Annotated in this window: 23 protein-coding genes, 4 tRNA genes and 1 pseudogene; 10 read left to right on the top strand and 18 right to left on the bottom strand. The window is 67.0% G+C overall.

Annotated elements, in window-relative coordinates:
* Nucleotides 1-64 precede the first annotated feature (64 nt).
* The 3 genes and pseudogenes from MSZK_RS05550 to MSZK_RS32830 form a co-directional block, all read right to left on the bottom strand.
* Nucleotides 65-1,273 carry an amidohydrolase family protein gene (locus MSZK_RS05550; protein ID WP_099245645.1) on the bottom strand — a complete coding sequence of 403 codons (1,209 nt, stop codon included), beginning with the start codon at nt 1,271-1,273 and terminating at the stop codon, nt 65-67.
* Nucleotides 1,274-1,291: 18 nt separating this feature from the next.
* Nucleotides 1,292-2,134: an enoyl-CoA hydratase gene (locus tag MSZK_RS05545; protein ID WP_099245643.1), complete on the bottom strand. Its 843-nt coding sequence runs from the start codon at nt 2,132-2,134 to the stop codon at nt 1,292-1,294.
* 133 nt (nt 2,135-2,267) lie between these two features.
* Nucleotides 2,268-2,378: pseudogene (locus MSZK_RS32830) on the bottom strand (short-chain dehydrogenase); the annotation flags it as partial.
* A 280-nt stretch (nt 2,379-2,658) separates the two neighbouring features.
* On the opposite strand from MSZK_RS32830, the gene MSZK_RS05535 reads away from it, so the two are divergent.
* Complete coding sequence (locus MSZK_RS05535; RefSeq protein ID WP_099245641.1) at nt 2,659-3,393, top strand: TetR/AcrR family transcriptional regulator; 735 nt, start codon at nt 2,659-2,661, stop codon at nt 3,391-3,393.
* Here MSZK_RS05535 and MSZK_RS05530 read toward each other — a convergent pair.
* Entirely contained in the window at nt 3,390-4,565 is a 1,176-nt protein-coding gene (locus tag MSZK_RS05530) for a thiolase family protein (protein ID WP_099245639.1), read from the bottom strand. The two genes, MSZK_RS05535 and MSZK_RS05530, sit on opposite strands and share 4 nt — an antisense overlap.
* Nucleotides 4,566-4,884: 319 nt before the next feature.
* On the opposite strand from MSZK_RS05530, the gene MSZK_RS05525 reads away from it, so the two are divergent.
* A complete protein-coding gene (locus tag MSZK_RS05525) occupies nt 4,885-5,508 on the top strand; it encodes a maleylpyruvate isomerase N-terminal domain-containing protein (protein ID WP_099245637.1) in 624 nt (207 codons plus the stop codon).
* A 20-nt stretch (nt 5,509-5,528) separates the two neighbouring features.
* Here MSZK_RS05525 and MSZK_RS05520 read toward each other — a convergent pair whose 3' ends face one another.
* On the bottom strand, nt 5,529-6,413 hold the full coding sequence (locus MSZK_RS05520) for a hypothetical protein (RefSeq protein WP_099245635.1): 885 nt from the start codon (nt 6,411-6,413) through the stop codon (nt 5,529-5,531).
* Between the two features lie 88 nt (nt 6,414-6,501).
* Between MSZK_RS05520 and MSZK_RS05515 the strand changes: the two genes are divergently transcribed.
* Entirely contained in the window at nt 6,502-7,896 is a 1,395-nt protein-coding gene (locus tag MSZK_RS05515) for a PLP-dependent aminotransferase family protein (RefSeq protein WP_158230551.1), read from the top strand.
* Between the two features lie 3 nt (nt 7,897-7,899).
* Here the strand turns inward: MSZK_RS05515 and MSZK_RS05510 are convergent, their stop codons facing one another.
* Nucleotides 7,900-8,262: a nuclear transport factor 2 family protein gene (locus tag MSZK_RS05510; protein WP_099245631.1), complete on the bottom strand. Its 363-nt coding sequence runs from the start codon at nt 8,260-8,262 to the stop codon at nt 7,900-7,902.
* Between the two features lie 138 nt (nt 8,263-8,400).
* Here MSZK_RS05510 and MSZK_RS05505 point away from each other — a divergent pair, with 138 nt between their 5' ends.
* Entirely contained in the window at nt 8,401-8,850 is a 450-nt protein-coding gene (locus MSZK_RS05505; RefSeq protein WP_099245629.1) for a PaaI family thioesterase, read from the top strand.
* Nucleotides 8,851-8,888: 38 nt separating this feature from the next.
* Nucleotides 8,889-9,368: a hypothetical protein gene (locus MSZK_RS05500; RefSeq protein ID WP_099245627.1), complete on the top strand. Its 480-nt coding sequence runs from the start codon at nt 8,889-8,891 to the stop codon at nt 9,366-9,368.
* Here the strand turns inward: MSZK_RS05500 and MSZK_RS05495 are convergent.
* Genes MSZK_RS05495 through fabG form a run of 4 tightly spaced genes read right to left on the bottom strand, consistent with a single transcriptional unit; the run spans nt 9,353 to nt 13,186 of the window.
* Nucleotides 9,353-10,036 (bottom strand): GntR family transcriptional regulator, encoded by a 684-nt coding sequence (locus MSZK_RS05495; protein WP_099245625.1) that lies wholly within the window; start codon nt 10,034-10,036, stop codon nt 9,353-9,355. The two genes, MSZK_RS05500 and MSZK_RS05495, sit on opposite strands and share 16 nt — an antisense overlap.
* 2 nt (nt 10,037-10,038) lie before the next feature.
* Nucleotides 10,039-11,232 carry an acyl-CoA dehydrogenase family protein gene (locus tag MSZK_RS05490; protein ID WP_099245623.1) on the bottom strand — a complete coding sequence of 398 codons (1,194 nt, stop codon included), beginning with the start codon at nt 11,230-11,232 and terminating at the stop codon, nt 10,039-10,041.
* A complete protein-coding gene (locus MSZK_RS05485; protein ID WP_099245621.1) occupies nt 11,229-12,449 on the bottom strand; it encodes an acetyl-CoA C-acetyltransferase in 1,221 nt (406 codons plus the stop codon). The genes MSZK_RS05490 and MSZK_RS05485 overlap by 4 nt, the downstream gene beginning before the upstream one ends.
* On the bottom strand, nt 12,446-13,186 hold the full coding sequence (gene fabG, locus MSZK_RS05480) for a 3-oxoacyl-ACP reductase FabG (RefSeq protein ID WP_099245619.1): 741 nt from the start codon (nt 13,184-13,186) through the stop codon (nt 12,446-12,448). Before fabG ends, MSZK_RS05485 begins: the two co-directional genes overlap by 4 nt.
* Before the next feature lie 106 nt (nt 13,187-13,292).
* Between fabG and MSZK_RS05475 the strand changes: the two genes are divergently transcribed.
* Both MSZK_RS05475 and MSZK_RS05470 read left to right on the top strand, forming a co-directional pair.
* A complete protein-coding gene (locus MSZK_RS05475; RefSeq protein WP_099245936.1) occupies nt 13,293-14,456 on the top strand; it encodes an acyl-CoA dehydrogenase family protein in 1,164 nt (387 codons plus the stop codon).
* Nucleotides 14,453-15,274, top strand: coding sequence for a mycofactocin-coupled SDR family oxidoreductase (locus MSZK_RS05470; protein WP_099245617.1), 822 nt, complete (start codon nt 14,453-14,455; stop codon nt 15,272-15,274). Before MSZK_RS05475 ends, MSZK_RS05470 begins: the two co-directional genes overlap by 4 nt.
* On the opposite strand, the gene MSZK_RS05465 is transcribed toward MSZK_RS05470, so the two are convergent.
* The 4 genes from MSZK_RS05465 to MSZK_RS05445 all read right to left on the bottom strand — a co-directional run bounded on the left by MSZK_RS05465 (nt 15,228) and on the right by MSZK_RS05445 (nt 21,035).
* Nucleotides 15,228-16,169: an alpha/beta hydrolase gene (locus MSZK_RS05465; protein ID WP_099245615.1), complete on the bottom strand. Its 942-nt coding sequence runs from the start codon at nt 16,167-16,169 to the stop codon at nt 15,228-15,230. The two genes, MSZK_RS05470 and MSZK_RS05465, sit on opposite strands and share 47 nt — an antisense overlap.
* Entirely contained in the window at nt 16,166-17,509 is a 1,344-nt protein-coding gene (locus tag MSZK_RS05460; protein ID WP_099245613.1) for an NAD(P)/FAD-dependent oxidoreductase, read from the bottom strand. Before MSZK_RS05460 ends, MSZK_RS05465 begins: the two co-directional genes overlap by 4 nt.
* A gap of 8 nt (nt 17,510-17,517) precedes the next feature.
* Nucleotides 17,518-18,588, bottom strand: coding sequence for a phosphotransferase family protein (locus tag MSZK_RS05455; protein WP_099245611.1), 1,071 nt, complete (start codon nt 18,586-18,588; stop codon nt 17,518-17,520).
* Between the two features lie 410 nt (nt 18,589-18,998).
* Nucleotides 18,999-21,035, bottom strand: a complete 2,037-nt coding sequence (locus MSZK_RS05445; protein WP_142389874.1) for a hypothetical protein — start codon at nt 21,033-21,035, stop codon at nt 18,999-19,001.
* Nucleotides 21,036-21,152: 117 nt separating this feature from the next.
* Between MSZK_RS05445 and MSZK_RS32265 the strand changes: the two genes are divergently transcribed.
* Entirely contained in the window at nt 21,153-21,296 is a 144-nt protein-coding gene (locus MSZK_RS32265) for a hypothetical protein (protein ID WP_158230550.1), read from the top strand.
* Between the two features lie 89 nt (nt 21,297-21,385).
* Here the strand turns inward: MSZK_RS32265 and MSZK_RS05440 are convergent, their stop codons facing one another.
* The 4 genes from MSZK_RS05440 to MSZK_RS05425 all read right to left on the bottom strand — a co-directional run bounded on the left by MSZK_RS05440 (nt 21,386) and on the right by MSZK_RS05425 (nt 24,532).
* Entirely contained in the window at nt 21,386-23,971 is a 2,586-nt protein-coding gene (locus MSZK_RS05440) for a hypothetical protein (RefSeq protein WP_142389873.1), read from the bottom strand.
* A gap of 240 nt (nt 23,972-24,211) precedes the next feature.
* Nucleotides 24,212-24,288 (bottom strand) — tRNA-Phe (locus MSZK_RS05435).
* 45 nt (nt 24,289-24,333) lie between these two features.
* Nucleotides 24,334-24,410: transfer RNA gene (locus MSZK_RS05430), tRNA-Asp, on the bottom strand.
* A 49-nt stretch (nt 24,411-24,459) separates the two neighbouring features.
* Nucleotides 24,460-24,532, bottom strand: a tRNA-Glu gene (locus MSZK_RS05425).
* 121 nt (nt 24,533-24,653) lie between these two features.
* Here MSZK_RS05425 and MSZK_RS05420 point away from each other — a divergent pair.
* Together MSZK_RS05420 and MSZK_RS05415 are read left to right on the top strand one after the other, a co-directional pair.
* Nucleotides 24,654-24,729 (top strand) — tRNA-Lys (locus MSZK_RS05420).
* Between the two features lie 80 nt (nt 24,730-24,809).
* Nucleotides 24,810-25,478, top strand: coding sequence for a GAF domain-containing protein (locus MSZK_RS05415; protein ID WP_099245605.1), 669 nt, complete (start codon nt 24,810-24,812; stop codon nt 25,476-25,478).
* The last annotated feature ends 19 nt before the right edge of the window (nt 25,479-25,497 follow it).

Below are 25,497 nucleotides of genomic sequence, written 5' to 3'. Positions count from 1 at the left end.
GACCGGTCGGGGACAGCCTCGGCGATCGTGTCGAGCACCGCGCCGATCGTCCATTCGGGCATGCTCAGGCCGCCGATGACACCGAGATGCCGAGCAACTCCAAAGCATTGTCGCGCATCACCTTTCGGGTGTCACTCGCGCTGAACTCGGGAAACTGCGGGATGTCGGCGGTGAATGACATCGGATCGGCGAGGCCCTCGCCGTGCGGCCAGTCGGAGCCGAACAGGATCTTGTCGACGCCGATCGTGTCGGCCAGCAGCTTGACGTCGTCCTCGTAGTACGGGGCGATCCACACGTTGGTCTTCAGCTGCTCGACCGGGTCCGCCCTGAAGTGGTAGGGCGCGGTGTTGGCGGCTTTCTTCAGCCGCTTGATCAGGCGGTACACGAAGTACGAGCCGTTCTCGATGCTGGCCACCTTCAGCTTGGGGTGCCGGGTGAAAACCTGGTGCACGATCATCGACGCCATCGAATCGTGGATGGCGCGGTCGTCGAGCAGCACGTTGTCCAGCGGATCACGCCTACCGAAGCCTTCGAAGGTTCCCGCGCCGCCCCAGAGTGCCGAGATGGCAGAGTAGCCACTGTCCGAGAGGTGGAACACCACCGCAACGCCGGCCTCAGCCAACCGGGCCCACACCGGGTCGTGGGACGGGTCCCCCAGCGACCGGGGCTTGACCCGGCCCGGGACGGGTGCCGGCCGCACACACACGATCTTGGCGCCTCGGGCCAGCACGAACTCGACCTCGGCGACCGCGGTATCCGGGTCGGCCAGCGAGATGATCGGCGCCGAGAGGAACCGGTGGTCGGGCCGGTCGAATCCCCAGTCCTCGTCGAGCCACAGGTTGAAGGCGTGCACCGAGGCCATGGTTGCGTCGATGTCGCGTTTGAGGGCCTCCTCCACGCCACACGCGAACGTCGGCAACATGAAAACGGTTTCGAGATTCTGTTTGTCGAGGATCGCCAGCCGGGCGTCGCGGTTCTGGTATTCGGGGTGATCGGCCAAGCGATCGACCTTCATCAGCGACGCCGGGTCGACCCCGTCCGGGATCTCGCCGCGGAACAGCAGGTCTAGGCAGCCGGGCTCGATGATCGGGTCGAACGTGGGGTTGGGGATGAACTGGTTGACCACACCGCCCATGACGGCGAAGGTGCGCTTGCCCTGGGTCAGCATCTGCACACCGCGGCGGGCGAACTCCTTGGGCAGATGCCGGGTGAACGCGTCCAATGGCTCGTAGTAGTGGTTGTCGACGTCGATCGCCGCGTAGTCCAGGGTCATCGGTGGCGTCCTTTCAACTCAGGTCAGGGGCGGGAAGTTGGGCGGCCGCTTCTCGAAAAACGCGGTGATGCCTTCGATGAAGTCGGGGCGTTGCATCGATTCGTGCATCAGCGTCTCGGCTCGCCTGCTGGCATCGGCCGCCTCGCGCAGCGCGTCGCCGTAGACCTGGCGCTTGATCACGGCCAGTGAACTCGGTGCGCAGTTGGCGGCGATGTCCGCGGCGTATTCGACTGCACGGTGCAGCAATTCGTCGGGCGCGACGACTTCTTTGACCATGCCGAGTTCGAAAGCCTCCTCGGCGTAGAACACCCGGCCACTCATCAGCAGGTCCAATGCGGCTCCCCAGCCGACCACCTTGGGCAGGATCCACGAGATGGCGTACTCGGCGATCAAGCCGCGGCGGACGAAGGCGGTGGTGAACTTGGCCCCGGCCGCGGCGAACCGGACATCGCACATGAGCGCCTGGGTCAGCCCGATGCCGGCGCAGGCGCCGTTAATCGCGGCGATGACCGGCTTGCTCATGGTCGTCACGAACAACGGGTGGCGTTCGCCGACCACCGCACTGATGTCGGCCTCCCCCGCGCGCTCGACGCCGGCCGAGCTGATGGACGACAGGTCACCCATGTCGGCCCCCGCACAGAACGCCCGGCCACGCCCGGTCACCACGATGGCCCGAACGTCGGGGTCGGCTTCCGCCGCGTCCATTCCGGCGTAAAAGCCGGCGGCCAGCCCGCCGCCCCAGCCGTTCATCCGTTCCGGCCGGTTGAACGTGACGACCGCGACGCCGCTGTCGAGCACCTCGTAGAGAACGGGCTGGGTCGCAGCGGAATTCGCGATCCGCCCCGCCTGGGTGTCGGTCACCTACGCACACCTCCCGAACTGGCCCGCAGGATGCGGATTTGTCCATACTGTACACATATCGGTATCACCTTCCGCAATGGTGACCGGCGGGGCAGAGCCACCGGTACGCGGTCGCGATCCGGACCGTATGGGCTCAGGTGAAATCGCTCCCTCCGTCGACGTCCACAGTGGCTCCGGTCATGGAGGAATTGCGCCTCGACGCCCGGGAAGGCGACACCTCGTCGGGCAGCCCGGCGCGCGGCAGGTCCGTGGAGAGACTGGCGACCATTGCCTTGGCCGCGGTGCAGGCCGCCAGCCGCTCGCCCTGGCACGCCTCGCTAGATCACCGCCGGCGGTGGCGCCGGCCAAACCCAGGTTCACGGTCGCCGCCAACTCCCGCACCCCGGGCTCGCTGGTATCGGTAAAACCTACTATAGGCTTTACAGTAACGAGCGGAAACTGACCGGCGCCCGGACGGAGACGCACTTCACACGGCCCTCCGGAGTAGGGTTGCTAGCCGCATCTGAACGGAAGGTGGACCTGCAGTGGGCAAGCCAGCGACCGCCACCAAGCGCCCTCGGCGCGAGCGTGGGTCGATCAATCCCGACGACATCATCGCGGGGGCCTTCGAACTCGCCGAGCAGGTGTCGATCGACAACTTGAGCATGCCGTTGCTGGGTAAGCACCTCGGCGTCGGCGTCACCAGCATCTACTGGTACTTCCGCAAGAAAGACGAGCTGCTCAACGCGATGACCGACCGGGCGCTTCGCCAGTACGTGTTTGCCACTCCCTACGTCGAAGCCGCCGACTGGCGCGAAACGCTGGCCAACCACGCGCGCGCGATGCGAAAGACCTTCATGGGCAACCCAATTCTGTGCGATCTGATCCTGATCCGGTCGGCACTGAGTCCGCGCGCGGTTCGGGCCGGTGAGCAGGAGGTGGAAAAGGCGATTGCCAGCCTGGTCGAGGCGGGGCTGTCCGCCGAGGATGCGTTCGACACCTACTCGGCGGTCTCCGTCCATGTTCGGGGTTCGGTTGTGCTGCAACGGCTTTACCAGAAGAACCGGGCTTCGGACAGCGACGGGCACCTGCTCGAGGACGCGATCGTCGGCAACGCGCAGAGCACACCTCTGCTGGCGCGGGTGAGCGGCGAGGGACACCGGATCGGCGCAGCCGACGACCGCAACTTCGAATACGGCCTGGAGTGCATCTTGGACCACGCGGCCGCGCTCATCGAGGAGGGCAAGAAGCCCGCGGCCAAGGGCCGCCGCAAGAACTAGACCTCGACGACGACAGCGCCGCCCTGTCCACCGCCGGCGCACATCGCCGCGACGCCGATGCCGCCGCCGCGACGGCGCAGCTCGTAGACCAGAGTGGTGATCATCCGGGCACCGGAGGCCGCGATCGGGTGACCGAGGCTGCAGCCGCTGCCGGAGAAGTTCACCAGCTCGTCGTCGATGCCGTACTCCTTGCACGCAGCGATCGGCACCGAGGCGAAGGCCTCGTTGATCTCCCACAGCGCCACATCCGAGGGCGTGAGGCCGGCCCGGTCGAGCACCTTGCCGATGACCGCGACCGCACCGAGGCCGGTGTCGCGCGCGGGCACGCCCGCGGCTCCCCAGGCCTTCACGGTGGCCATGACGTCGAGCCCGTTGGCGGTCGCGTAGTCACGGTCGGTCAGCGCGACGGCGGCGGCGGCGTCGTTGGTGCCGCTGCTGTTACCCGCGGTGATCGAGAAGCCCTCGATCTCCGGGTGCAGCACCTTGAGGCCGGCGAGCTTCTCCACGGTGGTGTCGCGACGCGGGTGCTCGTCGACGGAGAACTCGGTGACCGAGCCGTCGACCTGCTCCACCTTCAGCGGGATGATCTCGTCGGTGAACTTGCCGGCGTCCTGGGCGGCGACGGCGCGCTGGTGGCTGCGCGCGGCCCATTCGTCGAGCTGTTCGCGGCTGATCCCGTAGGACTGCGCGGTGTTCCAGCCGACCGTGATCGACATGTCGCGCGCGGGCGCATCTGGTGATTCGACGTGGATCGGCGGCAGCCAGCGCTCCTCGAACTTCAGCTCCGGCCCGGGGATGCGCTGGTTCATCAGCGGGGTCATCGACAGCGACTGCACACCGCCGGCGATCAGCACCGTCTCCATGCCCGAGCCGATCTGGGCCGAGGCGTTGCCGATCGCGGTCAGGCTGCCCGCGCAGTGCCGGTTGACGGCCTGGCCGGGCGCATTCTCGAAGCCCGCGACGAGCGCTGCATAACGCGCGAGATCCCCGCCACCGTAGTGCGATTCGGCGATGATGATGTCGTCGATGACGTTCGGATCGACGCCTGCCCGGCGAACCACTTCGGGCAGCACGGCTGCGAGCAAGACCTCGGGCGGCGTGTTGACCAAGGTGCCCTTGAACGAACGACCGATCGCGGTACGGACGGCTCCGACGATGACTGGTTCAGGCATGACGACCTCGCTTAGACGTTGAGACGTTACAAAAATAGCAGAATATGTATTGCTGACGGTAAGTGGTCCCCGTCACTGTGCTCGGCCGACGTGGAAATGTTCGTCACGCACCCGGAAGGCCTCCTTGGCTCCGACCTGTGCCTGTTCTTGACGAAGTCGCACGGGCAACAACTGCTGGTTTGTTTCGCGGCTGGCCTGATCAGAGCGACGCGCTGGCTGCCAGCAGCGGCGCCACCGTGTACCCCAGCATCGAGGAAAATAGCCAGTCGCGGCCAACCGGCCCTTTACCCAGCCCGGGCGATCCGGTGGAATCTGTTTCATGCCAACGACCACCCAATCCCTCCCAGCTCAGGTCACCCTGTTCGGCCGGGCCGGCGACCACGCCGTGTCGTTGGTCGAACACGTCCCGACGGATCGTTGGGACGATCCGGCGCTGGGAACCTGGACGGTGCGGATGTTGGTGGGGCACATCAGCCGTTCGTTTGTCACCGTGATCGAATATCTGGGTCGACCAGCCGAACGGATCGAGGTTCGCAGCGCCGCGGCCTACTACCTCGCCGTGATGGACATGGTTGACCCGGCGCAAATCCGATCCCGCGCAGAGAATGCCGCCCTGAGCCTCGGCAGTCGACCATTCACCACAATTCTCGACCTGCGGGATCGCGCTGTGGCGCTGCTCAGTACCGCGGATGACATCGTCATCCACACCATCGCCGGCGGTATGCGACTCTCCGACTACCTGCCCACCCGGATATTCGAATTGGCCGTACACAGCCTCGATTTGGCGAGTGCGATCGGGCGGCCGGATACCATCCCTCCCGACGTTGCCCATAGCGCAACGGAGCTGGCCGTGGCGATCGCCGGCGAGCGGGGCGACACTCAGTCGCTGCTGGCGGCGTTGACCGGACGCGGGCCACTGCCGGAGGGTTACTCGGTGGTGTGAGTGCCCGCGTGCCGTCGGTGTCAGGATGCCGGCGATGAGCGACGGGGACGCGGTACGCCAATCGGGTTCGGCTCCGACATCGCCCCGCAATCGAACAACCGAGCGCTGAGCGGCGCGGCGATGTCGATGACCTCTTGTACGCCCGCCGGCCCCAACACCGTCACCGGGTCACCGGCGAGAATATCGGTGCGATCCTCTATCTCGCGCCGCAGCATGCCTCCGGAGCGAGTCAGGCGGCCGTCGACATCGATGAGTTTGCGCGCCCGCAGCCTGCGTAAGCCGGCGCACCACTCCTGGTCGCTCCAGCCCCGGTTCCGCTGCAGCACATCTCGGGTCACCGCGCCGGTGGCCACGTGCGTCAGCACCGCGTCGAGTCCACCGAGCCCTTCGCGCACACAGGCGAGGACGTGACCGTCCCCGCGGTGCTCCCGCAATACCGTCGCTGCCAGCCAGATGCGGGCGGCCACCGATTCCGGTAGCGGCACCTGCGACCAACCCGCAGCCAACGGCCGACCGTCGAATCCGCACCCTTGCGCAGCCGTCTCCAGCAGCGCCGCGAGCCTGTCGAGGTCGGCCACCGAGAGGGCTTCCAGGTGTGGCCGCAGCACAGTGACGGCCGTGTCGATTCGCGCCTGCAGCACCGTGGCCGGGTCTGCGTGTTGCCACGCCTCGGGCAGTGCCCTGGCCACTCTGCCCGGCGCGAAGCTGTAGAACATGGCGGCGACCGGGCCAGGTGCCATCGCCCCCAAGGGTGCCGACCGCGCAGAGAAATACCCCATCCAGTAGCCGCTCATCCCGAGACCGACAGCCACTGAACGCGCAGCATCGTCGAAGTAGACCGCAGCGTGCACGGGTTCGATGGACTCCCACAGCCGTCGTGCCAGTGTCGCCGCGGGCGATGCCATGAGACCTCCTTACCGATACGACCCCTTGTGGTCGTCGCTCACCACTGTCGTCTTGCCCGTTCGACGACGACAGTGCCAATGTGTCGGAATGGACCAGAACATGTGGTGGTCGACGATAGCGCTCGAGGGATGGGCCAACCTGCCGGGCGCTCGCTACTCGCAGATCGCTGAAGCCGTCCGCAACGCCGCACGACACCGCTTGATCGTCCCGGGACAACGTGTCCCAGCCGAACGCGTGCTGGCAGATCTGGTGGGCGTGAGCCGCGGAACGGTGGTGCGGGCGTTCGACGAACTGGTCACCGAGGGGTTGCTCGAACGAATCCAGGGGTCCGGGACGTATGTCCGGACTCGGCGCACCGCAGGAGTGTCGCGGCACAATGCCTTAGGCGCATCCGACGACGACGTGCTGGACCTGTCCATGGCAGGGCCGGCGTCCCCGGATGAGCTGCCCGCCTACGATCCCGTGTTCACGCCCTCGGTTCTGTCCGCCGGGGGACATCCGGCCGGTGGGATCCCGGCATTGCGACGGGCGTTGGCGCACTTCATGTCCGACACTCTGGCGGTGCCGACCGACGCCGACCAGATTTTCGTCACCAATGGTGGTCCGCAATCACTGGAACTCGCCTGGGCCGGTCTGGCACTGACCGGACGCAACGTATTCGTGGCCTGCCCTACGTGGCCGGATGCCGTGACAGTGGTCGGACAGTCGGCCCGACGGGTCATTCCCGTCCGTACCGACCAGTTCGGCGTCGACATCGCCGGGCTCCAGCGCCTGACCCGAAAGGCAGCACCGGATTCCGCACTACTGGTCTCCCCCACCACCGGACCGACCGGCGTCGGTCTCGTACAGTCGCGTCGCCACCGGCTGGCACAGTCCCTCGAACACGGCGCGGTGCTGGCAGTCGAGGATGCGTCCGACACGGCGTACCTGCGTGCGCCGGACGGGGACGGTGGCCCGCTGGCGGCATTGTCCGAACATGTGGTCACCGTGGGCCACTTGGATCAGGTGCTGTGGTCCGGACTGGGCATCGGCTGGCTCCGGATCCCAGAACCTCTGTCTGCCAGATTCCGTATGCCCGAGTATTTCCGCGGCCCGGGCGTCGGTGTGCAACTGTTGGCTGCGCGAGCACTGACGGCCGCCGACTCCGACTGGTTCGCCGGATTGCGGACCCGCACCGCCAGCCGTCGTGGGCGCCTGATCGACCTGCTTCGCGATGCGTTGCCGCCGTGGGTCCCTCAATCGCAGGGCCACGGTGCGGGCATATGGGTCCGACTTCCCGTCCCCGAAGCGATCACCTTCGCCCACACCGCCCGGCGGTTCGGCGTCGCGATCGGGGTCGGCGCCCGGTATTGCGTTGAAGGTCAACACCATGACTCCATCTGGCTGTCGGCAGGACACGATGACGGAGTCCTTGACCTGGCGGTAGACCGGCTCAGTGCCGCCTGGCACGAATACACCCATCGGGTGGCGGCCACGGTCTAGCGGCTACTCGCCGATTTCGTAACACCCGAATCCACGGACCACCAGTCCCGCTGTATTGAACTCAAGAACTTCGCAGACTCTGCGGCCGAGCTGATTTCGGTACCGGATGACAAGTGCCCGGACACCGAAATAGACGTCGACAATGTCGAAGCGCAAGTCGGGGAAGCGATCGATGCCGGCGCACCAGTACTGACGCAGGGCCGCCTTGCCCACCACCGTGCCAGTCCCGCCGGGCAGCACTGTCGCGATCAACGGTGAGGAGAACTCGACGTCCTCGGCGAAGTGGACCAGAACCTCCTCGATGTCGTGGCGGTTCCACGCCTCCGCCCACTGTCGGGCGAACAATCTGGCCTGTTCTGGGGACACGACAGCACCCTCCCTTCCGAATCGTCTTCACGATGCCAGGGCACAGATCGCGATCACAGGGCCATTTCGCCCACGCCCGCTCCCCAAGCCTGGAATTGGCTCTGTCGACCGGCGCTCGGCCAGTGTTGATTCACCCTCATGTCCGATCTTGATGGTCCTTCGCTTGACCCAGCCGTCGCCGCAGACATTCGCAGCAGCTTCGCGCGGCAGGGCTTGATGCGACATCTCGGCGCAGAACTGTCCGTGGTCCGTATGGGGCAGATCCAGGTGCGGCTGTCCCACCGGACGGATCTCACCCAGCAGCACGGGTATTTCCACGCTGGTGCCACCTCCGCCATCGCGGACACGGCGGGCGGCTATGCGGCTCTGTCCGTGCACCCACAGGGCTCCGATGTGCTGACCGTATCGTTGCACCTCAATCTCATCGCCCCCGCGCGGGGAAACGAGTTGGTGGCCGTCGGCACGGTGGTGCGCGCGGGGCGAACCCTGACCACCTGTTCCCTGCGCGTCAGTGTCAACGATGGCCAGAGCACCACCTTGGTAGCCCTCGGCCAGCAGACGATCTACCGGATCCGCCCTCGCCCATGAGCGCACCTACGGACTGCTCACGCTCTGCCACAACACATGTGCGCCGACTGCGACGGGTCCCCGCCGATCGGCTGATCATCGCCCAGGTACTGGCCGCATGTTCGGCGGACGACCTCAAAATGAGGTTCGGCAACCCGCTGCAGCGGGCCGAGAACGTGGATTGGACGTTACCGCGGGCCCCTGGCGATGTCGCCAGTCTGGTCAGGGTGGCCGGCGTGGCCTGTGGGACGTTCCTGTGCTGTCACAACGATGACGGCGGATACGAATTGGCAGGACTCATCGCCACTCCATGGCAGCGCCGGGGCCTCGGGCGCTGGGCACTGAGATGGACGTTGGCGCAGCTTCCACCGAGCGCGCTGGTCTGCGGTCAGATGGATACGGTCAATACCGCCGCCCGCCGTCTGCTGCAGTCGGAGGTTCGAGGCATCGAGATCGAATACCTCGGTGACATAATGACATTCGAGTTCCGCACCGACCAGCTGGAGACCGCACTGCCGCCGGGCTATTCGGTGGTGTGAAATCGCTGCGCCACACCCTGTTTCACCAGGTGCTCGATCAGCGGACCGGCACCGGCGGCCAGATGCGCCGACATGGCGGCTTTGGCCCGCTCGGCGTCGCGCGCTTTGAGCGCCGCCAGGATCCGCTTGTGGTCGGCGACCGACTTGGCCGGCCAGCCCTCGATGGTGGGGAATACCGATTCGGGTGCGTACCGGGTGATCTGGGACATCAGCTGCGCGAGCTTCGGCGACTGGGCAGCGACGTTGATGGCTCGGTGGAACTCATGGTTGAGCCGCACCGCGCGGGCATCGTTGGCGGCGTAGGCCGCCACCAGCTCCTCGTGGACTGCCGACAGCTCCCGCAATTGCTCGTCGGTGATGCTGAGCGCAGCTCGGGCGGCCAACTCGCCGCCCACGTAGGCCTGAAGGTTCGAGACGTCGGTGATGTCCCGGTCGGTGAACGGCAGCACCACGAACCCGCGCCGGGGCAACTGGTCCAGCAGGCCTTCCCCGCGCAACTCGAACAGGGCTTCCCGTACCGGCGTCACACTGATGCCGAGTTCGGCGGCGAGCTGATCGAGCCGGATGTATTCCCCGGCGGGGTAGGTGCCGTTGAAGATCCGGGTCCGGACGAAGCGGGCGACATCCTCGGCCAGCTGGGGGCGCGGCACGAAATCCGGGGCGCTCATCGTCAGATCCGGTAGTCGGCCAACAGCCGCTTGCTGATGATGTTCTTCTGGATCTCGCTGGTCCCCTCGCCGATCAACAGGAACGGCGCGTCCCGCATCAGCCGTTCGATCTCGTACTCCTTGGAATACCCGTATCCGCCGTGAATCCGGAAGCTTTGCTGGGTGACCTCCGCGCAGAACTCACTGGCCAGATACTTGGCCATCCCCGCGGCGACGTCGTTGCGTTCACCGGAATCCTTCAACCGCGCGGCGTTGACCATCATCAGATGGGCGGCTTCGACTTTGGTGGCCATCTCGGCCAGTTGAAAGGCGATGGCCTGATGCTCGGCGATCGGCTTGCCGAACGTGCTGCGCTGCTGGGCGTAGCGGACGGCGAGCTCGAAGGCCCGGATACCGACGCCGCAGGCCCGGGCGGACACGTTCACCCGGCCGACCTCGACACCGTCCATCATCTGGAAGAAACCCTGCCCCGGCTTGGCACCCAGGATGTCGTCGGCGGCGGCGACGTAGGAGTCGAAGATCAGCTCGGTGGTGTCGATGCCTTTGTAGCCGAGCTTGTCGATCTTGCCCGGAATCGTCAAGCCCGGCGCGACTTCGCCGAAGCCGGTGGGCTTTTCGATCAGGAAAGCGGTCAGGTTACGGTGCGGCTTGTCCGCACCCTCGTCGGTGCGCACCAGCGCGGCGACCAGGGTCGAGCTCCCCCCGTTGGTCAGCCACATCTTCTGGCCGTCGATCGTGTAGGTGCCGTCGCCGTTGTCGGCGGCCCTGGTCCGGATTGCCGCGACGTCGGAGCCCAGCTCGGGCTCCGACATCGAGAAGGCGCCGCGAACCTCGCCGGTCGCCATCCGGGGCAGGAAGCGTTGCTTCTGCTCATCGGTTCCGTGCTGGCGGATCATGTACGCCACGATGAAGTGGGTGTTGATCACCCCGGAGATGCTCATCCAGCCGCGGGCCAGCTCCTCCACGCACAGCGCATAGGTGAGCAGTGACTCCCCCAGACCGCCGTACTCCTCGGGAACCATCAGGCCGAACAGGCCCAGCTGCTTCATCTGGTCGACGATGTCCTGCGGGTAGGTGTCGGCGTGCTCGAGCTCTTGGGCGTACGGAATGATCTCCTTGTCGACGAATTGCCGTACGGTGGAGACGATTTCGGCCTGTACCTCGGTGAGGCCCAACGTTTGGGCAATGCGTGTCATCTTGCGTCCACCCTCTCGAACACCGCGGCCAGGCCCTGCCCGCCGCCGATGCACATCGTCTCCAGTCCGTAGCGGACCTGGCGTCGGTTCAGTTCGCGGGCCAGCGTGGCCAGCATCCGGCCGCCGGTGGCGCCCACCGGATGGCCGAGCGAGATCCCCGAACCGTGGACGTTCGTGCGGCCGTGATCGGCGGCGGTGAAGTTCCAGGCCCGCATGCAGGCCAGCGCCTGGGCGGCGAACGCCTCGTTGAGCTCGATGAGGTCGATATCGGCAAGGGTCAGACCGGCTTTGGCCAGCGCGACCTCGGTGGCCGGCACCGGCCCGATGCCCATCACCTCGGGTCCCACGCCCGCCGAACCCCAGGACACCAGTCGCACCAGCGGGGTCAAACCCAAATCCGCGGCCTTGTCCGGGGTGGTCACGATGCACATCGACGCGGCATCGTTCTGCCCGCTGGAGTTGCCCGCGGTGACGGTGGCGTCCGGGTCCTGCTTGAGCAGAACCGGTTTGAGCGTTGCCAGCGACTCGAGGGTGGTATCGGCGCGGGGATGCTCGTCGGTGTCGATGATCTCCTCGCCGCGGCGGCTGGCGACCGTGACGGGGATGATCTCCTCGGCCAGGATGCCATCCTTCTGCGCGGCGACCGCGCGCTGATGGGACGCCACCGCCAGCTCGTCCTGCTCCTGGCGGGAGATCTTGTACTCGCGGCGCAGGTTCTCGGCGGTCTCGAGCATCCCGCCCGGCACCGGATGGTGCTTGCCGCCGGCCGTGGTGCGGCCGCGGGCCAGTCCGTCGTGGACGCGGACCCCGGTGCGACCACCGCCCCAGCGCATATCGGTCGAGTAGAACGCGACATTGGTCATGCTCTCCGCGCCGCCCGCGACGACGAGATCGCTGTCGCCGGAGGCGACTTGCAGGCAGGCCTGGATCACGGCCTGCAGACCCGAGCCGCAGCGCCGGTCCACCTGCATGCCCGGCACCGTCACCGGCAGCCCGGCGTCAAGGGCCACGACCCGGCCGATCGCCGGCGCCTCGCTGTTGGGGTAACAGTGGCCGAGGATCACGTCCTCGACGGCGTCGGGCGCGATCCCGGTGCGCGCCAGCAGACCTTTGAGCGCGGCCACGCCCAGGTCGACGGCCGTCAGCGAGGCGAACATGCCGCCATAACGACCGATCGGCGTCCGGACCGGCTCGCAGATGACGGCCGTGCGGGTCACAGGTGCCGTCCGCCGGTGACCTCGAGGACCGTTCCGGTCATGTACGACGACAGGTCGCAGGCCAAGAACAGTGCCACCTTGGCCACCTCGGAGGGCTCACCCGCGCGACCCATCGGCACCTCGGCCACCTTCGAATCCCAGATCCGTTGCGGCATGGCCTCGGTCATCGCCGAGCGGATCAGGCCGGGCTGAATGGCGTTGACCCGCACACCCAGATGAGCGAGTTCCTTGGACGCGGCCTTGGTCATTCCGACGATGCCGGCCTTGGCGGCCGAGTAGTTCGTCTGCCCGATCATGCCGACCTTGCCCGAGATCGAGGACATGTTGACGATCGCACCGCGCTTCTGCTCCCGCATCACCGAGGATGCCTTCTTCAGGCCGTTCCAGGTCCCCTTCAGGTGCACCGAGATGACCTGGTCGAACTCCTCCTCGGTCATCTTGCGCAGGGTGGCGTCGCGGGTGATCCCGGCGTTGTTCACCATGACGTCGAACCGGCCGAACGCTTCGATGGCCGTGTCCACCAGCGCGTCGACGTCGTCGTAGGCGGTGACGTTGCATCGCACCGCACGGGCGACGTCGGCCCCGCCGAGCTTGTTGACGGCCTCCTGCGTGGCGTCGAGGTTGAGGTCACCGAGGACCACGCGGGCGCCCTCGGCGACGAACTGCTCGGCGATCGCAAAGCCGAGGCCCTGCGCTCCACCGGTGATGACCGCGGTCTGGCCGGCCAGCAACGACATGTGAACTCCCTCTACCTTCGACGAACCCCCGAATCGGCAACATCATATTTCATATATGATCTTCGGGGCAGGTGCCCCCGACCCAAGGAGCCTGATGACCGGCCCGATGACCGCCGTCAGCGACGACGACTTCCGCGAGATCTTGGCCCAGACCCGCCATTTCGTGCGGACGGCCGTGGTGCCGCGAGAAGCCGAGATCATGACCGAGGACCAGGTGCCCGACGATCTGCGGGACCAGGCCAAGGCGATGGGCCTCTTCGGTTACGCGATCCCTCAAGAATGGGGCGGCCTGGGCCTCAACATTGCCCAGGACGTCGAACTGGCGATGGAGCTGGGCTACACGAGCCTGGCATTGCGGTCGATGTTCGGCACCAACAACGGCATCGCCGGGCAGGTACTGGTCGGCTTCGGCACCGATGAGCAGAAAGGCCGCTGGCTGGAGCCGATCGCCACCGGTGAAGTGGTCGCGTCGTTCGCGCTGACCGAACCGGGCGCCGGATCCAACCCGTCGGGTCTGAAGACCAAAGCCGTTCGCGACGGGAGGAGTTGGGTGATCAACGGCCGTAAGCAGTACATCACCAACGCTCCGGTGGCCAACCTGTTCATCGTGTTCGCCCGTACCCGGCCGGCCGACGAGAACGGTGCGGGCATTGCGGTGTTCCTAGTGCCCGCCGAGACGGCGGGTGTCGAGATCGGTGCGAAGGACGCCAAGATGGGTCAGGAGGGCGCCTGGACCTCCGATGTGAATTTCACCGATGTCCGGGTCGGCGATGACACCCTGATCGGCGGCAGCGAGGACATCGGATACCGGGCGGCGATGACCTCGCTGGCCCGGGGCCGGATCCACATCGCCGCTCTGGCGGTCGGCGCAGCCCAGCGGGCACTCGACGAGTCCGTCGCCTACGCCGCGACCGCGACCCAGGGCGGGACGCCGATCGGCAATTTCCAGCTGGTGCAGGCGATGCTGGCCGATCAGCAGACCGGCGTGATGGCCGGGCGGGCCCTGGTGCGCGACGCCGCCCGGCTGTGGCTCAACAATGAGGATCGCCGCATCGCGCCGTCGGTGGCCAAACTGTTCTGCACCGAGATGGTAGGCAAGGTTGCCGATCTCGCGGTTCAGGTGCACGGCGGGGCGGGATACATGCGCGGCGTGCCCGTCGAACGGATCTATCGTGAGGTCCGACTGTTACGACTCTACGAGGGCACCAGTGAGATTCAGCGCCTGATCGTCGGTGGCGGACTGGTCAAGGAAGCGCAGCGCCGGTCATGACGGGCACGCTGCGCGGCAAGGTCGCCTTGATCACCGGGGCCGCCCGCGGCCAGGGCCGAGCTCACGCGGTCAAGATGGCCGGTGAAGGCGCCGACATCATCGCCGTCGACATCGCGGACGCGCTGCCGGACTGCGTCCCGTATAACCCGGCCACGCCGGAGGACTTCGCCGAGACGGTGCGCCTGGTCGAGGCAATCGGCCGTCGCATCGTGCCGGCCGTGGTCGACGTACGCGACTACGACAGACTCACGGAAGCCGTCCGGCGCGGTGTGGCCGAACTCGGCAGGCTGGACATCATCGTCGCGAACGCGGGCATCACCTCGCCTGCCGCGTGGGACGAGATCACCCCGGAGGCATTCCGGGATGTGCTGGACGTCAACGTGACCGGTACCTGGAACACCGTGATGGCCGGAGCGCCCTCGATCGTGGAAGGTGGCGCCGGAGGTTCCATCATCCTGATCAGTTCGGCGGCCGGGATCAAGCTGCAGCCGTTCATGGTGCACTACACGACCAGCAAGCACGCGGTCACGGGCATGGCCAGGGCGTTCGCCGCCGAACTCGGCAAGCACAACATTCGGGTGAACAGTGTGCACCCAGGCCCGGTCAACACCGACATGGGCACCGGTGACATGGTGGCCGAACTGGGCAAGGCGATGGAGACCAACCCGGCGTTGCAGAACATGATGCTGCCGTTCCTGCCCATCTACATCGCCGAACCGGAGGACATCGCCGACACGGTCTGCTTCCTGGCCAGCGACGCCGCGAAACTGATTACCGCTGAGGCGATTTCAGTCGATCAAGGCTCGACAAAGTACTGAACGTGCGGATCAGGAAGGCGATCTGATCGCCGACGGCTTTGTCGAACCAATCGTGTCCAGGCCAGACGTCAAAATGATCACATGGGTAGTGGTGCACCTGCCCCCTGCCCAGCACCGCGGTCTTCATCACCGAGTCGGCCGGCACATAGCGGTCGAAGTCGGCGACTTGAATCAGCAGCGGACACCGTAACCGCTTGGCGGCGTCCGCCGTTCGGATCGAGGCGATCTGCAGGCCGACCGCGGAGTCGACCTCGTTGCGCCAAGTCGGGCCGGCGATCGCGGTGTAGCTCTCATAGGCGCCGTCCAGCGCGAGCGCTCCGGGCTCACCCGGACGGGCGACCAACGGCATCAAGCTCGGACCGCGGCCGCGAGCGACGTCGACCCGGCTCTTCACTCCGACCAGCGTCCACTTCACCGCCTGTCCGACATCACCATGTTCCACCGCCGCGCGGCTCACGGCCGCGCCGCTGGTCAGCGGCGTCATCGCGATCACGGCGGCGACGTCGGGATGGTCGGCGGCCACCCGGATCACGTGGCCGCCGGACATCGACGACCCCCACAGCACGATGCGGTTCGGGTCGATCCCAGGCAACCGCCTGGCTGCGGCGATCGCGGCCTCGAAGTCACCGATCTGAGCGGCGACCGAAACCGTCTGGCGCGGTGTTCCTTCCGAGGCTCCGAAGCCACGGTAGTCGAAGGCCAATACGTCGATGCCCGCGGCAGCGATCCGCTCGGCGAACGGTTCCAGTCCGGAGTCCTTGGTTCCGCCGAAGCCGTGCCCCATCACCACCACCGGCCGCCCGGCGGCCCCGGTGAAGGCCGCGCTCGCTGCCGCGAAATGCCAGGCGCTGCAGCGCACACCGGCCGAGTCGAAGGTGACATCGCTGCGGCTCATACCGCCACCCTCCGGCGCCGCAGATCGGCCCGACGGATCCCGGCGGGCAACTCCCGGGTGCGGATATCGTGGTCGTAGTGGAAGTAGTCGACCTGCTGAGTGTGCCGCGGGCGGTCGGTGCAGTGCCCGGTGTAGAGCTTCTGGTCTTCGTCGATCACCCGCTCCATCTCGGCGATCGGCGGCAAGGCGTAGCGGCCGACCGCGTAAGCGGCCAGCAGTTTCGCCTGGCACTCGATGAACGGGAACAACGTCGGAACCGCTTGCGCGAAGCCGATGAACACCAGATTGTCCATGCCCGGCAGGAACATTCGCTTGTACAGCCGGATCGCGTTGTCCGGCGCGCTGATGAAGTCGGGGGCGAAGAACGGGAACGTGATGTTGTAGCCGGTGGCGTAGATGATCATGTCGAACACTCCGCTGGTTCCGTCGTCGAAGTGCACGGTGTCGCCATCGAGCCGGCTCACGTTGGGCTTGGGGATGACGTCGCCGGACCCGAGCCGCAGCGGCAACTCCACCGACTGGGTCGGATGGGCTTCGAAAAGCTTGTGATTCGGGGCGGGCAGACCATAGAGCTGTGGGTTGATGCCCATCGCCGGCGCCAGGAGCTGCTGGAATTTGCGCTGCCAGGACAACGGGATGTGCGGCGACGTGCGCGCGATGCTGTCGGCAGGCCGGCCGGCGATGTATTTCGGCACGATCCAGGCGCTGGAGCGGGTGGACAGAGTCACGGTGTTCTGCAGCGTCTTCGACGACAGTTCCACGGTGATGTCGGCCGCACTGTTGCCGATGCCCACCACCAGGATCCGCTTGCCGGTCAGGTTCAGCGGGGTCTGCGGGTCGATGTAGTGGTGGGAATGGATGGTCTCGCCGGTGAATTCGCCTGGGAAATCCGGATACCGGGCGTCCCAGTGGTGCCCGTTGCCCACGACCAGCAGGTCGAACTCCCGCGTCGCCCCGCGCTGGTCGGTGATCTCCCAGCGGCCGTCGGCGCCGAGGGCGGCGTGCTGGACGCCGTTGGTGAACTCGATGTTCTCCAGAAGTCCGAATGTCTCGGCATAGGAGTCCAGGTAGTTCTTGATGTCGCTGTGGTGCGGAAAAGACGGGAAATGGTCGGGGATGGGGAAATCACGGAACGACAAACGTTGTTTGGAGGTGTCGATGTGCAGGGAGCGGTAGGCGCTGCTCAATCCGTTGGGATTGGCGAACGCCCAGTTGCCGCCGATCCGGTCGGACAGCTCGAAGGTGGTGTACGGCACGCCGTAGTCCTTGAGCATCTTGCCCGACGTCAGCCCGCTGATACCCGCTCCGATCACCGCGGTGCGCGGCCTGGAATCACCCACGTGTGCTCCTAGCTGTCGATCAACTCGAGTGTGCGCAGGTCTCGGATGGCCGCGCAGCCGCGGCGCAGCATCGCCGCCATCATGTCGTCGCCGCGCTCGGTCTCCACCGAGAACGCGCACCCCAGTGCCGAGATCAGCGGTACCTGGATCATGCCCAGCAGGTAGTCGTGCCAGCAGGTGTCCGCGTCGTAGTCACCGACCCCGGTGGCGAGCAGTGCCCGATGGTATTCGGCCACAAGGTCCTTTTCGACCTCCGCCCGCTGGCCGGGCTCCAGGCTGGTCCCGGTGAAGTAGGCCAGGTCGCGGCCGGCCAGCCCCACCCCGAGGGTCTGCCAGTCGACCACGCTGACCCGTTCACCGTCGAAGAGCAGGTTGTCCAGCCGGTAGTCGCCGTGTAGTAGCGCGAACCGATCCGGCGCGTTGAGCAGCCAGGGGGTCACCACATCCATCGCGGCGACCAGGGTTTCGGCGTCCTGCGCGGTCAGCCGCGACCCCAGCTTCTCGATGGTGATGCCCGCGGCCATCTTGGAGATCTCCCCCAGGCCGCGGATGGCGTCCTCGCCGATGATTGACATGACCAGACCCGGAAAGGTCTGCCAGCGCGGATCGCACCACGTGGGTCCGTGCAGACCAGCCAGGGCCCGCACCGCCAACCGGGCCTCGGGTAGACCGCAGCCGGCGATCTGATCGCCCTGGACGGCCGGGGCCTGGTCGGCCAGCAGCAGCGCGTAGCTGGCCCCGTCGTCGGCGATGTCGACGTGGAAGCACTGCGGGATCGGGATCGTGACCAGGTCGGCGACCGATTGGTAGAACGCGCACTCACTGCGATACCCGAGCGTCACCCGGTCCCGGACAGCGTCATCGCCGGCGGGCAGTTTCAGGATGAAACTCTCCGGCAGATCGGTGTCGGTGGCATAGCTGGCCTTGACCCGGAAGGTGGCGCCGGTTTGCCCGGTGCCCACCGGCGTCACCTCGACCGCCTCGACCTCGACCGGCGCGCCTGGACGGCTGAGGATGGCGGCCAGCCAGCCACCGGTGACGTCGTAGGGATAGCGGGGAATCGCGGTCGCGGCGCTCATGGTGTCGGTTGCCTTCTGTCTGCGGTGCGTTGACGGTCGACGAAACGGACGGCCATCCGGTTGAGCAGGCCGGGCGCCGGGCGAGCGAAAAGCCGTGCCGCGCCGGCCTGACGGGGTGCGACCGAGAGGGCCTCGTTGCGTTCGATCGCCCGGAGCGTATCGGCGGCCAGCCGGTGTGGGCTATCGAAAGTCCCAGTGCGCAGACCCAAGCCGCCCAAGGAGATGCCCGCGTTGTTGAACAGCAGGTCGATTCGGCCGGGCCTGCTCGACGAGGTCGTCGACGAACGCCGTTGCCCGCTATCCGACACCCGCCCCTCCAGAACGCTTGCACGAACTGACACAAGTCGCATCGACTGTAAGTCATACGGCAAGCATCGCGACAGAACGCTGGCGTGGCGCGAATGGTCCCTCTAGACGATCCGCAAGAACGTGGCCGTGGTGGTGGCGCCGGTGGTCGCGTCCGCTGTGAAAGTGGTGACCAAGGCCCGAGTGTCTTGGACGTTGAAGGATGCGCCCCCACCCACTCCACCAATGATGGCGAATGTGGTCCCGATCTGGGCACCAGTCGCGGTGTCGATCGCCGCGACCCGCGTGGTCCAGGCACCGGTGGCGGAGCCCCGCGCCGTGGTGACCACAAAGGCGCGCTTCCCGTCGGTGCTCACCAGCGCTGTCACCAGATTTCCGGGCAACTTGAACGTCGCGCCGGTCTGAGCCCCAGTCGCGGCGCTGAGTACCGCGACCCGGGTGGTGTATTCCAGCGTCGTGGCGTCCCGGCTGGTCGCGGTGACCACCGCGCGTGTGGCGTCGGCACTGAACCGCGGCAACGCCCCGGGATAGTTCGGCGCACCCTCGAGCCCTGCCAGCTTGATCGGGGCCCCGACGCGGGCGCCGCTGCCGAGATCGATCAAAACGGTTTGGGTGACGTGAGCCAGTGTGGTGGGGTTCAGCGTCGAGGTGGTCACCAGGGCGCGGCTGTTGTCGGAGCTGAACCGCGGCGGTGCTGCCACGAAGTCGACCGCTCCATCCAGCTTCATCGTGGCACCGATCTGGGCACCGGTGGTGGCGTTGAGCAGCACAGTCCGGGTGGTGGCGCCGCCGGCCGCGTCATCGGCAGTGGTGACGACCAGCACACGGCTCCCGTTCGGGCTGAACTGCGCGCCACCACTGCCTGCCACCTTTGTCGTGGTGCCGACCTGTGTGCCGGTGGCGGTGTCGATCAACACGATCCGGGTGACATAGGCGCCGGTCGCCGAGTCGGGACCATACGTACTCACCAGGGCCCGGGCGCTGTCGCTGCTGAACTGCGCGCCGCCACTGCCTGCCACCTTTGTCGTGGTGCCGACTTGTGTGCCAGTGGCGGTGTCGATCAACACGATCCGGGTGACATAGGCGCCTGCTGCGGCGTCGGCACCGTAAGTGCTCACGGCGACACGTTTGCTGTTGGAGCTGATCTGCACGGCCCCAACGACTTCGGAGCCCGCCAGCTTCAGCGTCGCCCCGACCTGAGCACCGGTGCCAAGGTCCAGCAGGACGATGCGGGTGGTCGAGGCGCCGGTGACCGAATCGGGACCCTGCGTGGTGACCACGGCTCGGGTGCTGTCCGAGGCGACCTGAGCCTGGCCTCCGATGCCCGGCATTCTCAGCGTGGCGCCGACCTGAACACCGGTGGCGGCAGCAAGCAACACCGTCCGGGTGATGGCGTCACCCGTGCCAACGTCGCGGCCGGCAGCGGTGATCACGACGCGCGTACTGTCTTCGGTGAACCGGGCGGAACCGTCACCGACCAGCGACACGGCGGCGCCCACCTGACCGCCGGTGGCCGTGTCCAGCAACACGGTCCGGAGCACAGAGCCCCCGTTGGTGACGTTTGGGGCGACGGTGCTGACGACAGCACGTCTGCCGTCAGCGCTGAACAGCGCGCCGTCGAGATCACGGCCGGCCACCTTCACCGTGGCACCGATCTGTGCGCCGGTGGTGGTGTCGAGCAACACCACCCGGCTGATGTAAGCACCGGGATTGGCCGGGTCTGGGGCGAAGGCGCTGATCACAGCGCGGGTTCCGGTGGTATTGAATTGCGGTGGCCCGGCCGCCGCGTAGGTGGCGGCGGGCAACTTCACGGTAGGGCCGATCGGGAGGCCGGTAGTGGTGTTGATCAACACCGTCCGGCTCAGGTAACCGCCGGTGTCCGCGTCCGGCGCTGTGACGGTGACCAACGCGAGCGATCCGTCGATGCTGAACGTTTCTTGGCCAAAGCCGGGCGGCCCGCCGCCGGGTAAGGTCAGCGACCGGATGGGGCTCACACCACCGGTGGCCGTTGCGGTGCTCTGGCCGGAGGTCGACACGACGACAGCGGCAGGGCTGGCCCCGCGTGCGGAATGCGCCTGGGCACCGCCACTGCCGACCACAGGTGCCCGCAACATCTCCGGGCGCGAATCACGTTGCCTCATAATATGTCTCGTTGATATGATGGTCGGCCCCGACGCAGCGGCGGTACGCCGGCCGGTTGCACGTGACCTCTCGGGCTGCACCACGCGTTCGGCCTTCGGCCGCGCTGCGGTGGTGTCATGGCTGACTGCCGTCTTTCCCGAGCCGCCCTCGCCACCGGTATCGGCATGGGCCGTCCCGGCACCACCGGCCAGCGCCGCACCCACACCCAGGGTGATCGCACCGACGCCGAGCCACATATACGGCTCACAGCGCCGTCCTGACGTGGCGGCGACCCGATCACGCGCCATCCGGCCCCCCCACCACATCCACGTGTCTGGACTCCGAAACAGCTTGTGCGACATTGCGATACCTATGTGATCCTGAGCAGTGTCGTCGTCGTCACCGTGCCGGTCGCCGAGGTGGCGTCGGCACCGATGAGCGCTCTGGTCATGAAGCCAGAGAACGTCGCCCACTGGCCGGCACCACCGGCAATGGTCAACGTCGAGCCGATTTGGACACCCGTCGCGGTGTCGAGCACGATGACCTGGGTGGTCCAAGGACGGACCGCCGAAGTCGGGGCAGTCGTGACGACGAAGGTTCGTGCACCGTCGGTGCTCACTTGGAACTCCACCAGACTGCCCGGCAGTTCCACAGTCGAGCCGATTTGTGCGCCCGTGGCGACGTCGATCGCCAGCCTAAGCGTCTTGTAGGTGTTGGTCGCGACATCCGCGACGGAGGTGAACACCACAGCGCGGGTCCCTTCGGTGCCGGAAGGATCGAATCCACCGCTGCCGTCCAGCCGTACCGTCGTGCCGAGCTGAGAACCGGTGGCCACATCGATGACCACCGCCCGCGTGACAGGGGCGCCGGTGACAGGGTCCGGGGCGGTGGTGCTGACGAGCGCGCGGTCATTGCCGAGTAACCAGGCACTGCCGGCGCCGGGCAGCTTGACGGTGGGGCCGAGTTGAGCACCGGTCGCGGTGTTCAGCAGAACGACTCGAGTGGTGTAAGCCCCGGTCGTCCCATCCTGGTCACGTGAACTGATCAGGGCCCGGGCGCCGTCGTTGCTGAACTGACTGGACGGCGTCTTCCCGGCCAACTGCACGGGGGCGCCGACCTGAGCCCCGGTGACGGTGTTGATGAGCACGGTGCGGTTGGTGTAAGCGCCGGTCGCGGCGTCGACAGCAACGGTGCTCACCACTGCGCGGCTGCCATCGAGGTTGAACTGCTGGCTGGAGGCGCTCACGCCCACCACACCGGCGTTGGCCATCTTGACTGTGGAGCCGATCTGCGCGCCATTAGCGGTATTGAGCACGACGACCCTGGTGAGATAGGTACCCGTCGCGGCGTCCTTGCCGTTGGTCACGAGGAGCGCACGAGCGTCGTCGATGCTGAACGCCCGCCCGACCACCAGCGTGCCGGCCAGCTGCACCGGAACACCGAGCTGGGCTCCGGTCGCGGTGTCGATCAGCACACTCTGGGTGGCCTGGTTCGTGGGGTCACCGGCATCGAGGAAGTATGTGCTGAACAGGACGCGGCTGCCGTCGCTGCTCAGTTGCGCGAATCCCGTCGCGAATCCACTGAGGCCGGCGGCATGCGGCAACGTCATATTCATCTTCGTCGTGGCGCCGACCTGCGCGCCGGTGGCGGTGTCCAGCACCACGATCCGGCTGGTAACGGTGCCGTTCGGGGCGTTCAGCGACTTGGTGGCGACGAGCGTGCGGGCGCTGTTGCTGGACACCGTGATCAGATTGCCGGTCAGCTTGAGAGTTGCACCGACCTGAGCGCCCGTGCCGGTGTCCAGCACCACCACCCGGGTGATCGGAGTGCCGGTCACCGGATCCGCGCCTGTGGCGGTGACGGTGGCCCGAGGAGAGGTGCCGGTGGCGAACCCGGCATTGCCCGCGCCGGCCAGCTTCACCGTCGCGCCGAGTTGACCACCGGTAGAGGTGTCGAGGAGCACGGCCCGGGTGGTGTAACCGAAATCGGCAGCGTCGAAGTCGTAGGCACTGAGAAGCAGGCGGGTGCCATCGCCTGCAAACTGTGCGAATCCAGCGCCGGGCAGCTTCGCCGTCGCACCGACCTGCGCGCCCGTGGCCGCGTCGACCAGCACGGCCCGAGTGACGTAGTGACCGGGGTGAGCCGGGTCCGAGGCGTAAGCGCTGACCAGAACGCGGTTGCCGCCGGGGTCGAATTGCGCATAGGTGCCGCCGGCCACCTTCACGCTTGCGCCGAGTTGGGCGCCGGTGGCGGTGTCGATGAGGACGGCCTGGGTGAGGTAGTTGCCTGGGTTGGCCGGATCCGAGGTGTACGCGCTGATCAGAGCGCGGGTTCCGGCCAGATTGAACTGCGAGAATCCGGTACCGGCCAGCTTCACGGTCACACCGAGCTGAGCGCCGGTGGCTGTGTTGACAAGCACGGTCCGATTTATGGAGACGCTGGGGTTGGCCGGGTCCAGCGCGGTGGTGGTGATGAGCGCGCGGGTGCCGTCGGAGTTGAACTGCGCGCCACCGGTACCGGCCAGCTTGAGCGGGGTGCCGATCGGGGCCGGCGTTGGGGTGGCCGCCGCCCCCTGCTGGTCGGTGGTCGGTTTGGCAGCGAGCCGCGCGGAATAAGCTCGAGCGGTGCCGCCGGCGTCGACCTCGCGGCCCGTCGCCGCCGACGTCGTGTCGACCAACAACGTGGCGAGCTGCGTCGGCGCCCAACGGCTTTGACTCGCGCCATAGGCCCGTCGGTCGGGCGCATCCGCCGGTTTGGCCTGCCCGGCACCCGCGGGCTTCGCCCGCATCGGCGCGGCTACCCGGTGAGACACCGGAGCACTCGATGGCGCGCCGCGGCTGCCGGCCGACGTACCTGGTCCCGGGCCGCCGCCCTTGCTGTCGGCATGAGCGGTCCCGGCTGCACCGGCCAACGCCGCACCCACGCCCAGCGTGATCGCGCCGATGCCAAGCCACACGTATGGCTCGCGGCGCCGTCGCGCAGTGTGTCTCGCTCGACAACTCGTCATGTCCGCCCCCGAAGCAATTGACGATGACGTCACTGTCGCATAGCGGTCCGCCTACCAAAAGCACTCATGGCCTTTGCCAGGAAATTCACAGCTCAGACGATGCCTGGGTTGCGCGGGATGCGGTATGTAGACCACGCGTCACGGGGTGCGCGACAGTTCCCCACCGATTCGGAGGCGGCCTCTTCAGCCTGGTGGCCAGGGCCGGGATCGAACCGGCGACCTTCCGCTTTTCAGGCGGACGCTCGTACCAACTGAGCTACCTGGCCGGAAGGCACTGGTTCCATCCAGCTACAAGTGCCTCACCACATACATGGCGACCCTGACGGGACTCGAACCCGCGACCTCCGCCGTGACAGGGCGGCGCGCTAACCAACTGCGCCACAGGGCCTTGCTCTCCTGCGTGTACTGCTGTGCTCCGACGTTGCCGTCGTCGCGCGTACCCCCAACGGGATTCGAACCCGTGCTACCGCCGTGAAAGGGCGGCGTCCTAGGCCACTAGACGATGGGGGCCCGAACCGAATCACTCCGGGGTACTCACAACGCTTTCACGTTGGAGCGTCGTTAGCTTAGGGCACAGCAGCCTCAATCCCAAAACGAGCAACCTCAGCGGAGGCAGTATTGTGTGCGACGCGCCCCTATAGCTCAGTTGGTAGAGCTACGGACTTTTAATCCGCAGGTCCTAGGTTCGAGTCCTAGTGGGGGCACCATGGCGGGGTCGGCGCGGTTTGACCGGCGAGACCTCCCAGACCAGCCCCGCCGCCATCGGGGGTGACCTATCGTGAACGACATGAATGCACCGACGCCGCAGCCTGCGGACAGCGCTGGACAAGCTCCGCGCCGCGGCGTCGACCGCGCCACCGGCCGCCATGTCATCGCCCGCCTGGCCGGGCCGGACAACGATCAGACCGTTCGCGCGGTCGTGGACCAACTCTCCGGTGAGCAGGGTGCGGTCGAAGCGATCGTCGCCGAAGCGGTGTCCGATCCCGAGCGGCTGGAGACCCTCGAGCATCTCGGCTCGTACGACACCGCTCGCAACACCACCCTGGACCGGGTCGCGGTTCTGACCGCCGAGGCGCTCGGTACCCAGATGGCGGCAGTGACGATCGTGTACCCCGACCGTCAGGTGCTGGCGGGATCCAACGCCGACGACGAGCAGATGCCCCGGGTGCGCCCGATCGAGATGTCGATCTGCAAGTTCACCGTGGCAAGCCGCGAGCCGCTGGTGGTCGACGACACCAGGGCGCATCCGTTACTGGCGGATCACCCCGCGGTGCGCGACGGTGGCGTGCTGGCGTACGCCGGCATCCCGCTGATCGACAGCAAGGGATATGTCGCAGGCACGTTGTGCACGTGGGACACCCGCCCCCGGCATTGGTCCAGCGGTCAGGTGCAGATCCTCAACGATCTCGCCGACGTCGCGCGGCAGCGGCTGCTCGCCGAGCCCGGCGGCGCGTGACCTTTGCCAAAGTTTCGCC

This window comes from Mycobacterium sp. shizuoka-1 (assembly GCF_002723835.1).
Classification (GTDB): domain Bacteria; phylum Actinomycetota; class Actinomycetes; order Mycobacteriales; family Mycobacteriaceae; genus Mycobacterium.
This window is presented reverse-complemented; position numbering and strand designations above follow the sequence as displayed.